The following is an 11,641-nucleotide window of genomic DNA, read 5'->3' as shown; positions in this document are numbered from 1 at the left end:
GGAGACGGAGATGGCAGAACCCAAAACCCCGCTGGTGCTCAGCCAGGGTACCGCGTACCGGTTCGTCGTCAGCACCGGTTCACGCGACCTCGGTTCCTGGGCGAAGGCGTCGGACATGGAAATCAAATGGGGACTGGCCGAACACTGGGTCGGCGACTCCGATCAGTATTTCAAATACGCCGGGGTGCCGAAGTACGAATCCGTCAAATTGAGCAGGGCCGCGGATCCGGTCGGCACGAAGGCGGTGCAGGCCTGGCTCGACGAAGTGCATTCGACCGGTGGGAAGCCCGAGGACGGCGCGATCGAGATCATCGACGCGGGCGGCACGGTGGTGGTCGGGTGGACGATCCGGGAGATGTTCCCGATCAGCTGGAAGATCTCCGATTTCGACGCGAGCGCCGGGAAGGTCTACCTGGAGACCCTCAAGATCGCCCATTCCGGCCTGTTCAGCGCGGCGAACCGCGCCCGGCCCGCCTGACCACCGCCCAAAAGCCAAGGAGTTCGTGATGTCCCCTCCGGATACCCCTCTCGCACTCGGGATGGCCATGCGGTTCGAGGTCGAGGCGGCGGGTCTGAACCTCGGCCTCTGGTCCTCCTGCAAGGGACTCGAAGTCAAGACCAAGCTGCACAAGGCCTACAACCCCGGTAACTACTCCTATGAGCGGATCTTGTTCGCCGATATCAACTACGCGACGGTGAAACTGGAGCGGGCGATGGAGAAGTCCGCGAGTGACTCCGTGCGCAAGTGGCTGGAACTGTGGTGGCGTCCGTGGGCACAGCCGGGGACCAACCCACTCGGCGAAATGATCGAGTTCGGCACCCCGATGACGATCCGGCTGCTCGATTCGCAGTGGAATGAGGTCTCGTCCTGGACGCTGCGCAACGCCTATCCATCCGCATGGGCCGGGCCGTCCCTCGCGGCCACCGACAGCAAGGTCGCCATCGAGCGGCTCGAAATCGACCACGAAGGATTCCTCGACCTGACAGGGATACCAGGGCTATGAGCGGAATCAGGAGCAATCTGCTCGACATCGTGTCGGGCAAGGTGCAGACGGCGAACCAGCTGCTCGGTCTCGCGGGTGGCTGCGTGCCCGCCTCGCTCGCCGCGGACGGGGTGCTGCTGGACATCCCGGTGTCGTTCAGCCTCAACCCCAAATCGGTGTCGCTGACCAAGGCCAACAAGACCGAGTCCGACCGCGGCGTGATCACCTCCAAACTCGAGGACGCGATTAAGGCGACCAGCAATATCCGGCTCAACCTCGGCGAGGCGTATCTGACGGGTGCCGGCTTCACCACCCTGGCGATCGATCAGCTCATCGAATGGGCGACACCCGCGAAGATCAACCCGGCGGAAGCACTGGAGCTGGGCAACTCGTCGGCGGTGAAGAGCGCGGTCGACACGGTGATCATGAACAAGATCAAGAACGGGCTCGGCAACAGCGAATCCTCGTCGTTCCCGGCGCCGTCCTCGACCCTGCAGCCGAGCCTGAAGGACTTCTGGTCCTCGCCCGTCTACTACAAGCTGCCCGTCCTGCGGTTCATGTGGGGTATCGGCGCGCCCTTCCACAACAAGCTGGTCAACCTGGAAAAGGTCACGGTCGACTACCAGCGCTTCGACTTCACCGGGACACCGGTGTGGGCGAGGATCGCGCTCACCCTGGTCGAGTTCACCCGGGACCCGCCGCCGACCAACCCGACGTCGCGCGGGGTGCCTGGCCGCACCCGGCATGTGGTCACCCAGGGCGAGAACATCATGCAGATCGCCCACCGTGCCTACGGTTCGCCGAACGCGTGGCGGCGGGTCGCGGAGGCGAACGGCATCGACGACCCGCTCCGGGTCAAACCGGGGCGGACCTTGATGCTGCCGCCCGCCGACCTGGCGCCGGAAAGGGGAGCCAGATGACCGCCCCCGAAGAGTCCATCGCCGGCACCGAGCCGACCATCCGGCCTTACGTCCTGATCAACGGGAAGACCCTGCCGGAAGTGCTCCTCGCTCGGCTGATGCGGGTGGTGGTCGACAACGACATGCACCTGCCGGGCATGTTCGAGCTGACTTTCGTCGACATGACCGGCCAGACCATGGCGGAGGCGGGTATCGAGATCGGCACGCTGGTCACCGTGTCCGCGATGGGGCCCGCGGCGACGCCGATGGTGCTGATCGCCGGTGAGGTCACCGCGATCGAGGGTCTGGTGCAGGGCGTCAGCATGCGGACGGTGGCCCGCGGTTACACCGGCGCGCACCGGTTGCAGCGGGCCAGGCGCAGCCGCAGCTTCGTCAACGTCACCGACGCCGACGTGGCCAACCAGATCGCCGGTGAGTCGGGCCTGTCCATCGGGCAGGTGGTGGCCACCAGCACCACCTATCCCTATCTGGCCCAGGTGAACGAGACCGACTGGGAGTTCCTCACCACCAGGGCACGGGAGATCGGCTTCGAGGTGGGGGTGGCGAACGGGCAGTTCTACTTCCGGCCGGGGGTGGACAGCCTGATCTCGGCCGGGGCCGGTACGCAGGGCTACCTCCGCAGTGTCGCGGCGGGCGCGGCAGGCCTGAGCGAGGCGGTGCCCGTGCGGTTCCCGGACGACCTGATCAGCTTCCGGCCGCGGTTGTCGGCCGGGAACCTGACCCCGGACGTCGAGGTCCGGGTGTGGGATCCGATGAGCCGGACGGCGGCCGCGCAGAGTTCGCCGACTACTGTCGGCGAGGGACCGTGCCCGATGGGGCTGGGTGCCCAGTTCACCTCCGGCGGCCTGATTTCGGGGCTCAGCGGGGCCATCGACACGATGCAGGGCACGGTCACCTCGCTCAGCGGGTCGGGATTCAGCGCCGGGATGGACGCGGCGGAGAACGCCGTGCGGGACACGGCTTCCCAGCTCACCGGCGGCGTACTCGGCTCTCCGATCGGCTTCCTCGGAACCCCGCCGAGCCCGACCGCGCATATCGTGGTGGACCGCCCCGTCGCGGACAACACGACGATGGAGACGGCGGGCCCGCTCGCCGCCCGCACGGTCGGCACCGACTTCGGCAGCACGTTCGCCGAATGCGAAGGCGAGGCCAAAGGCAACGCCGCGATCCAGCCCAACACGAAGATCGAAGTCCACGGCGTGCAGACCATCTTCGCGGGCAAATGGCAGGTATCGAGGGCGCGGCACATCTTCGACGACTCCGAATACGGGTACCGGGTCGTCTTCTCCGCACACGGCAGGCAGGACCGGACGATGGTGGGGCTCAGCGCCAACGCCGGGCGGACCTCGCCCCGGAGCCCGGTGCTGAACGGGGTGGTCTGCGGGGTGGTCAGCGACTGCGCTGACCCGCTCGGCAAGGGCAGGGTGAAGGTCACACTGCCGTGGCTGTCGCCGACCTTCGCGACCGACTGGGCGCCGAACATCCAGTTCTGCTCCGGCCCGCGAAGTGGCGCGATCTTCATGCCGGAGATCGGCGACGAAGTACTGGTGGCCTTCGAGTTCGGCGACGTGCGACGCCCGTACGTGCTGGGCGCGATGATGAACAACCACACCCAGTGGAGCATCGCGCAGTCCGGCCCGATCTTCGCCGGTGGGCTGGCCGGGCTCGGCACCGCGGCCGTCGGCATGGCCGCGCAGGCCGCCGGCGCCGCGTTGCTCTCACCGCTGGGGCCGGCGGGCATGATGGCGGGGGCCGCGATCGGTGGCCAGGTCGGCAACGAGATTAACAACGAACTGGTGCAGGCGGCGTCCGGCGCCACGATCGTCCCCGGCATGGTCAGCGAGGTCCATCACCGGGGTTTCGTGTCCAGCACGGGAAACGCGCTGCTGTTCTACGACGTGCCGATGATCCCGCCGCTGCCGACGGCCGCCGACGTCGGCTCGGTGACCGGGGAGTCGATCGACGCCGGCGGCGGCACCGACTCGACGTCCATCGACGTGCTGTCCCCCGTGACAGGCGCGATGGCGTCGGCGGTACGGCTCGGCGCGCAGGACGGCACGACCGGCCTCACCATCGACCAGGTCAACGCCGGGATCAACCTCATCGCGAGCCCGGTGCTCGGCGCCGCGACGACCACCCCGCCGAACATCAACATCGCCGCCGCCGACGGTTTCGTGAACATCGGCGCGGGTGCCGCCGGGACGATGCTGATCGACGGCGGGCTCAACCTGATCATCAAGTCCAGTGTGGCCATCACGCTGGAAGCACCCGCGATCAACCTGATGGGGATCCCGTTCGTCAACGGCGTTCCGATCCCGCTCTGAGAAGGAGGCGAAGGTGATCGACGACGACTTCATCGGCCGTGGCTGGTCCTTCCCGCTCGACATCACCGCGAACGGCACCATCGCCACCATCGGCGGGCCACGCAAACTCGAACAGGCGATGTCGCTGGTGCTCTCGACCTATCCGGGCGAGCGGCCGTTCCGGCCCAAGTTCGGTTCCCGGCTGCGGGACTTCGTGTTCGAAAACGCCACGCATCTCGTGTTCACCGGAATCGAGGGCGAGGTGCGCCGGTCACTGACCATGTGGGAGCCGCGGGTCACGGTCGGCGACATCGCCGTCTACCCGCACGCCGACCACGAGAACCTGCTCATGATCGAGATCGGCTACCTGGTCAAGGGCGAGAACGACGAACGCAACCTGGTCCATCCCTTCTACACCATTCCCGACGAGGGGGACTGATGGTGCTGCCCGCTCCCGACCTCGACGATCGCCGGTTTCAGCAATTCGTCAACGACGCCAAGCGATACGTGCGGCAGCGGTGTCCAGAGTGGACGGACCACAACGTGTCCGATCCCGGTGTGACGCTGATCGAGGTGTTCGCCTCCATGACCGAGCATCTGTGTTATCGCCTGAACCGGGTGCCGGACAGGCTGTATGTGAAATTCCTCGAACTGCTCGGTTTACGCATGCTGCCGCCCACTCCCGCGGAAGCGCCGGTCACGTTCTGGCTCTCCACCCCGGCCAGGGCACCGATGGTGATCAGGGCGGGCACCCGGGTTTCGACGACCAGGACCGAGAGCGAGGAGGCGATCGTCTTCTCCACCCTGCGTGATCTGCCGATCGTGCCGACCGCCATCAGCGCGGTCCGGCGGACGACCGGCCGCGGCGTCGCCAGTACGGATCTGACCCCGGCTTTCGAGTCGCGGGAGGAGTTCCCGGCTTTCGACGACGTGCCGCATCTGGACGACGCCCTGCTGCTCGGCCTGAACGAACCGGCGCGGAACTGCGCGGTACGGCTCGATTTCCTCGGTGACAGCGCGGGTGTCGGCGTCAACCCACTGCATCCGCCACTGGTGTGGGAGGCCTGGACCGGCGGGAAATGGGCTGACTGCCAGGTGACCACGGACGAGACCGGCGGGCTGAACCGCTCCGGCCGGATCGTGATCCACGTGCCCGGCGGGCATGAGGTGAGCGTGATCGAGGACCAGCGTGCCGCTTGGGTGCGGATCCGGGTCGTCGAGCCGTTGCCAGGGCAGCCGGCCTACAGTTCGTCGCCCGTGGTGCGTACGCTCGCCGCGGCCACCGTCGGTGCCACCGCGAAGGCCTTGCACGGCGAGATCGTCGAGTTCGAGGAGCTGGGCGAGTCCGAAGGCGTTCCAGGACAACGGTTCCACCTGAACAACACACCGGTGCTCGCCGGCGAGCACGGCGCCGTGCTGGAGGTCGCCACCGACGACGGCTGGCAGCAGTGGACGTCGGTCGAGAACTTCGCCGGAAGCGGCCCGGAGGACCGGCACTTCGCACTCGATCCGGTCGGCGGCGAGGTCGAGTTCGGCCCCGCGATCCGGTTGCCGGACCGGAGCCTGCACCAGTACGGCGCGGTGCCGCCTCGCGGTGCCACGATCCGGATGCGGCGCTACTACTGCGGTGGCGGAGTCCGCGGCAACGTGGCCCGCCTGGCGCTGGACACACTCAAGGCGTCGATCCCGTTCGTGTCCGGAATCGTCAATCTGCACCCGTCGGCAGGGGGTGTCGACGGCGAGACCTTGGAGGAGGCCAAGGCCCGCGGGCCGATCATGCTGCGCACCCGCAGCCGCGCGGTCACCGCGGAGGATTACGAGGCGATCGCCAGGGAAGCCGCCCCGGAGGTGTCCCGTATCCACTGCTTCACGGCGGGCGAGGACGACGTGCCCAACGGCGCGGTGAAAGTCCTCGTGGTCCCCGCGGCGGCGCACCGGAACGGGCAACTGCTCTTCGCCGACTTGGTGCCCACCGAAGGGACACTGGAGCGCATCGCCGACCGGCTGGAGGACGTCCGGCTGGTCGGCACGCGCGTCATGGTGGAGCCACCCCGCTACCGGGGGATCACCGTGGTCGCGAGGCTCGTCGCCCGCACCCGGCTCGACCCGGACGAGATCCGGGCACGGGCCTTGGACACGCTGTACGGCTACCTCAATCCGCTCACCGGCGGGGACGACGGCACCGGCTGGGAGTTCGGCCGCCGGGTGTCCCACGGCGAGATCTTCGCCCTGCTCCAGTCCGTCCAGGGCGTGGACCTGGTGGAGGACGCCCGGCTCTACGGCGCCAACCCGGTCACCGGCGAACGCGGCGAAGAGGTGACCCGGCTCCCGGTCGGTCCCGGCGGCCTGGTCTTCTCCTACGACCACCAGATCCGGGTGGAGCGGTCATGACCACGGCCGTCGAGCGAGTGATGCCGTCCCCGTATCCGCTGATCGGGCAGCTGCCCGCGGTGTTCGGCGAAAGCGAGTTCGCGGTGCGCTGGACCGAGGCGTTCGACGACGTCCTCGCACCGCTCATCAACGTCATCGACTGCGTGCACGGCTATCTCGATCCCCGGCTCGCGCCGGAGGAGTTCGTCCGGTGGCTGTCGAGCTGGTTCGGCGTGCTGCTGGACGAGAGCTGGCCGATCTCCGTGCAGCGGGCCGTGGTGGCCGAGGCGGTGGATCTGTTCCGGATGCGGGGCACGATGGCAGGTCTGCGCCGCCATCTGGACGTCGTGGTCGACGGCGACGTCGAGATCACCGAGAGCGGCGGGACTTCCTGGTCGGTGCGGCCCCGGCCGGATCCGCCGTCCGACGTCGATCACTGGGTGCGGGTGGTCGTGCGGCCCCGTGATCCGCGGGCGTTGTCCGATGACGCCGTCGCCGCGGTGATCCGCGCGGCCAAACCAGTGCACGTCGGCCACACCCTGGAGGTGATCAGATGATCATCTGCACGATGTGCGGCAACCAGAACGACGACAGCTATGCCTTCTGCGGCGACTGCGGCAAATTCCTGGAATGGAACGGCGAGAAGATCGCGCCGCCACCCGAAGTCGTGGTCGTGGTGGAAGAGCCGCCTGCCCCGGTCGAGGAGAAAGTCACGTGGTGGCAACGAGTACGCCGTCGAATCCGGTCATGGCTGCCCGAGCGGGTCTACGTGGAGAAGAAGCCACGATCGGGCGCCGCCGCGGTGGCGGCGTGGTCGGGTGGCGAGGTACCGGTGGCGAAGGAACCGGCCGGTGGGGGAGCGGCGAAGTTCCCGCCGCCACCACCGCTGGCGATCGGCAAGACGGCGCCGGGCAAGGCGCCGCCGCCTCCGCCGGTGAAGGTGCCGCCTCCGCCACCGGCGGTGGGTAAGGCCGGACTGCCGCCGCCACCGGGAGCGGGCAAAGCGCTGCCTCCGCCGCCGGGCGCGGGTAAGGCGGGATTGCCGCCACCGCCTGGGAAAGCCTTGCCGCCACCACCGGGGAAGGCGTTGCCACCACCACCGCCGGGTGCGGGCAAGACAGTGCCGCCGCCACCCGCCACCGGAACGAAAGTGCTGCCCGCGCCGAAGCCGACGGCGCTCGATCCGGACCTCGTCGCGTCGCTGGCGCAACCGGTGACCGGTCTCGCCGAGGCGCGCCCCGAGGTGCCGCCCGAACTGCCACCGGCCCCGGCGATCAAAAAGACCAGGGCAATCGTGCGGACCAAACCCACTCGCAGACTGGAGCCGGGCGACCTGGTCTGCGCGGTCTGCGGTGAGGGCAATGCGCCGCTCCGCAATTTCTGCAGCCGCTGCGGCGAGTCGCTCGCCGACGCCGGGACCGTCCACTTGGTGTGGTGGCGGAGGATCTTCCGGCGCCGCAAGAAGAAACTCCCGGCGGGGACCAGGCCTGGGCAGAAGGGAACCAGGGAACACCGGTCGTGGCAGAGGAGGCTCTCGCTGCGGAGGCTGCGGGCCGTCTTGCTGCTTCTCGGCGTGCTCGTCGGGCTGGTCTACATCCTGTATCCGCCGTTCCGGGCCACTGTGATCGACAACGCGAGGGCGTTGTACCGCAAGGTCATCCCGACGCTGGACCCGGTCCGCCCGTCGGTGGTGCAGTCGGCGACCGTGGTCCCCGGGCACGGCCCCAACCTGCTCGTGGACACCTACAAGGACACCTACTGGTCCGCGCCGCTCACTGGTGCCAAACCCAAACTGACCTTCCGGTTCGACGACAGTTTCCTGTTGCGCAGCATCATTCTTCACTCCGGTTCGAGTGATGGCTACGCACGGGACGGGCGGCCGTCGATCCTGCGGTTCACCTACAACACCGGCAAGAGCGAGAACATCCTCCCGCAGGACAGTTCGCAGGCGCAGACGATCGACCTGACGAACAGCACGCTGGTGACCTCGGTGACGGTGGAGGTGATCGATGTCTACAACGGAACCGGGGGTCAGGCCGTCTCGATGAGCGAACTCGAATTCTTCGCCCTCAAGTAGCCCTCTTACCGACGCCGTGAAGGCCTCCTTTCCTGCCCGCAAAGCAGGGAAGGAGGCCTTCACGGCGTCCGTTGCGTCGCGGAGAATGTGTCTTGACGGGCAGCGGGTTTGCCCATCAGGACAACCGAATCCGGGCCGGATGACCGGCTCGTCCCACGCTGACCGGACGACGCCGCGCTGGCAGGCTGATCGGCATGGCAGTGAGCGCGACTCTGCGTACGACCGAGGTCGAGGTCGCTCCCGGCGCGGCCGCTCGCTGCCATGTGCTGGTGCGCAACAACTCGGCGGTGGTGGACCAGTTCGTATTCGGTGTGCTCGGCGATGCCGGGGACTGGACCCAGATCAAACCGGCACGCGCGAATCTCATGCCGCAGCAGGAAGTCACCGTCGAACTGACCTTCGCGCCATCGAAGTCCTCGGAAGTCCTCGCCGGGGAGCATCCGTTCGCACTGCGGGTGTCCTCTCGCGAGGATCCCGGCGGATCCGTCGTGCAGGAGGGCACGGTCGTCGTCGCCCCGTTCACCGAACACGACGCCGCCATCGTGCCCGTGACGTCCTCCGGCAGACGGGCGGGCAAGCACACCCTCGCCGTCGACAACCTGGGGAACCATCCGCATCCGGTGGAGATCACCGCCAGTGATCCGGACGCCAAGCTGACCTTCCGGCTGCGACCGCACAGCCCGGTGCTGGAACCCGGTGCCGCCACTTTCATCCGGATCGTCGCCCGGCCGAAGAAGTACTTCTGGAAAGGGCAGAACCGGCGGATCCCGTTCGTCATCCAAGTGCAGGCACCAGACGCCGACCCGATCGAGATCGCCGCGGAATTCGACCAGGCGGCCCTGATCCCGCGCCGGTTCTTCTGGCTTTTCGCCCTGTTGTTCGCGTTGCTGCTGATTCTCGTACTGATCGTGACGACCTTGTTGCGGCAACGGCCGGTGTCGATCGCGAGCACGTCGCCACCGGCGAGTTCGGCCGCGTCCTCCACTCCGCCGTCATCGTCGTCATCGCCGTCCTCTTCGGCCCCACCGAGCTCCTCCGCGAGTCCCAGCAGCGCGTCCAGTACGTCCGCCGCGACGACCGACGGGACCAGCGGCACCGACGGCGCGGACGGCACGGGGTCCCGTGCGCCTGCCACGACCACGTTCGTCATCCGCGCCGAGGCCTACCCCAATGTAGGTGGTGGACCACAATTGTTCTCCTACGTCCTCCCTTCCGGTCCGCGCTATCAGGTCACTTCGGTTCTGTTGCGGAATCCCGGCGCGGACACCGGGCAGGTGCAGATCCGGCACGGCGGCACGGTCGTCGGCACCTTCAATCTCGCCCAGGTGGCGGGCGGCGGACTCACCTTCCGGCCGAACAACCCGCCGCTGGTCGCACCCGGCGAGCGCGTCACCTTGGCCGTCTCGTGCACGAACTCGCGGGATGCCTGCACACCGAACGGGGAATTCACCACCACGCCGATTTCCTGATCGCGGCGGGTGGCCCACTGGAAGTTCAGGTATACGTGGAAGGGACAGCGGTGCCGGGGAGGACGGCATATCGCTGCAGCAAGGGGGTATCGATGTTCGACGCACGTATTGCCGCTGATCAAGTGAGTCCGGAAGCGAAGCCGAAGGTCAGGGTCCTGTTCTATACGGATATCGTAGGACTCAGTGGTAACAATGGCTTTTCGCTGGGCACTCTTCGCCGGTTGATCCTGGAGAACGAGCCGTTCTTCGCGCATTTCGAGGTCGACTTGATCAATAGACACGACGGTGGGCACGCCGTCAACAAGCTCACGGCCGACGTACTCGGCCGATACGAGCAGGTATGGTTTTTCGGTTTGCTGCCGTGTGATCTGCCGGGGCAGCCGGAAAACGAGCTCGTGGACTCGGAGGTCGCCGCGCTGCGAGTCTGGATGGACGCCGGTGGTGGGGTTTTGATTTGCGGCGACCATTCCAATCCGCGGCCGCCGGAAGCGGACCCGTCCCTGCCCGACTATCTGAATCTGGGGCGGGCACTGGGACATCGGGTGCCGCGAGCGGGAGAGCTGCGCGTGTGGAACGACCGGCCGGATTCGAGTATCGAGTTCAGTCACAACACCCACCAGCCCGATCCGTGGGGCAGCGACATCAACGCGCCCATTCCGAACGACCTCGACCCGTATCCGCAGGAGCTGATCCTGCGGAAACAAGGCGGCAGGCCGCATGCGTTGTTCCAGGGCAGGCGCGGTCCGATCACGGTCTTCCCGGACCATATGCACGAGGGGCAGCTGTTGATCCCCGAGCAGTACCCGGCGGACGTCTGGCCGTCGGGGCGCGCGGGTCAGCCAAAGCCCGAGATCGTCGCACGCGGCACGGACAAACGTGACGGTCAGGTCTACGGCGTGAGCAGCGTGTACGACGGTGCCGCCGCCGGGGTCGGCCGGATCGTCGCCGATTCCACGTGGCACCACTACTTCGACCTCAACCTGTGGGGTTTCCAGAAGGGCGGTGAGGTGCTCGACAGGCTCACCGAGTACTACGTGAACCTCACGCTGTGGCTGACCCCGAAGCCGGTCAAACAGGAGATGAACGCGCAGCTGCTGTACTGGCTGTCGAACAGCCTGAACGTCCGCGCGGTGGTGCAGGAGGGTTTCCGGGTGCCGGGGATCACCGCGGCGGGTCTGGTCCGCGAGGTCGGCGGGCAGGGTGTGCTGGACGATCTCGTCTGGCCGCTGGAAGGAACGCCGGGAGTGCCCGAGGAGTTGTTGCTGGGTGCCGTCGTCAAGGAGTCCGTCGCCGCGATGAGCAGTGGGGGCGTCGAGGCGCTCGACACCGTCGGCGTCGTCGAGCGGGGTCTGCGGGCCGGGACCGCTGAGTACGCCGCCGAACTGCGCGCGGCACTCAGCGGGCTGGAAGGGTTGGACGAGGCCATCACGCAGGGCCTTCGGTGACCCGTGAGTGTTTTGGGTCGTTCTAACGACCCAAAACACTCACGAGGTGTTCGGTGGGCTCGGGTACCGGCGCC

At 67.5% G+C, this 11,641-nt stretch carries 10 protein-coding genes; all 10 read left to right on the top strand.

All coding sequences use genetic code 11. From position 1 onward, the window contains the following. Window positions 1-10 precede the first annotated feature (10 nt). The 10 genes from AB0M65_RS20010 to AB0M65_RS19965 all read left to right on the top strand — a co-directional run bounded on the left by AB0M65_RS20010 (window position 11) and on the right by AB0M65_RS19965 (window position 11,567). Entirely contained in the window at window positions 11-478 is a 468-nt protein-coding gene (locus AB0M65_RS20010) for a phage tail protein (protein WP_364029309.1), read from the top strand. 28 nt (window positions 479-506) lie between these two features. Then, a complete protein-coding gene (locus tag AB0M65_RS20005) occupies window positions 507-1,004 on the top strand; it encodes a phage tail protein (protein WP_364029307.1) in 498 nt (165 codons plus the stop codon). Then, window positions 1,001-1,903 (top strand): hypothetical protein, encoded by a 903-nt coding sequence (locus AB0M65_RS20000; protein ID WP_364029305.1) that lies wholly within the window; start codon window positions 1,001-1,003, stop codon window positions 1,901-1,903. The genes AB0M65_RS20005 and AB0M65_RS20000 overlap by 4 nt, the downstream gene beginning before the upstream one ends. Further along, entirely contained in the window at window positions 1,900-4,227 is a 2,328-nt protein-coding gene (locus AB0M65_RS19995; RefSeq protein WP_364029303.1) for a phage baseplate assembly protein V, read from the top strand. Before AB0M65_RS20000 ends, AB0M65_RS19995 begins: the two co-directional genes overlap by 4 nt. Before the next feature lie 13 nt (window positions 4,228-4,240). After that, window positions 4,241-4,645 carry a GPW/gp25 family protein gene (locus AB0M65_RS19990; protein ID WP_364029301.1) on the top strand — a complete coding sequence of 135 codons (405 nt, stop codon included), beginning with the start codon at window positions 4,241-4,243 and terminating at the stop codon, window positions 4,643-4,645. After that, window positions 4,645-6,597 carry a putative baseplate assembly protein gene (locus AB0M65_RS19985; RefSeq protein ID WP_364029299.1) on the top strand — a complete coding sequence of 651 codons (1,953 nt, stop codon included), beginning with the start codon at window positions 4,645-4,647 and terminating at the stop codon, window positions 6,595-6,597. Before AB0M65_RS19990 ends, AB0M65_RS19985 begins: the two co-directional genes overlap by 1 nt. Continuing rightward, a complete protein-coding gene (locus tag AB0M65_RS19980; RefSeq protein ID WP_364029297.1) occupies window positions 6,594-7,133 on the top strand; it encodes a phage tail protein in 540 nt (179 codons plus the stop codon). The genes AB0M65_RS19985 and AB0M65_RS19980 overlap by 4 nt, the downstream gene beginning before the upstream one ends. Continuing rightward, window positions 7,130-8,653 carry a hypothetical protein gene (locus AB0M65_RS19975; protein ID WP_364029295.1) on the top strand — a complete coding sequence of 508 codons (1,524 nt, stop codon included), beginning with the start codon at window positions 7,130-7,132 and terminating at the stop codon, window positions 8,651-8,653. Before AB0M65_RS19980 ends, AB0M65_RS19975 begins: the two co-directional genes overlap by 4 nt. Before the next feature lie 194 nt (window positions 8,654-8,847). Then, entirely contained in the window at window positions 8,848-10,122 is a 1,275-nt protein-coding gene (locus AB0M65_RS19970; RefSeq protein ID WP_364029293.1) for a hypothetical protein, read from the top strand. Between the two features lie 221 nt (window positions 10,123-10,343). Continuing rightward, complete coding sequence (locus tag AB0M65_RS19965) at window positions 10,344-11,567, top strand: hypothetical protein (protein WP_364029291.1); 1,224 nt, start codon at window positions 10,344-10,346, stop codon at window positions 11,565-11,567. Window positions 11,568-11,641 lie beyond the last annotated feature (74 nt).

The organism is Amycolatopsis sp. NPDC051071 (assembly GCF_040682875.1).
Lineage (GTDB): Bacteria > Actinomycetota > Actinomycetes > Mycobacteriales > Pseudonocardiaceae > Amycolatopsis.
This window is presented reverse-complemented; position numbering and strand designations above follow the sequence as displayed.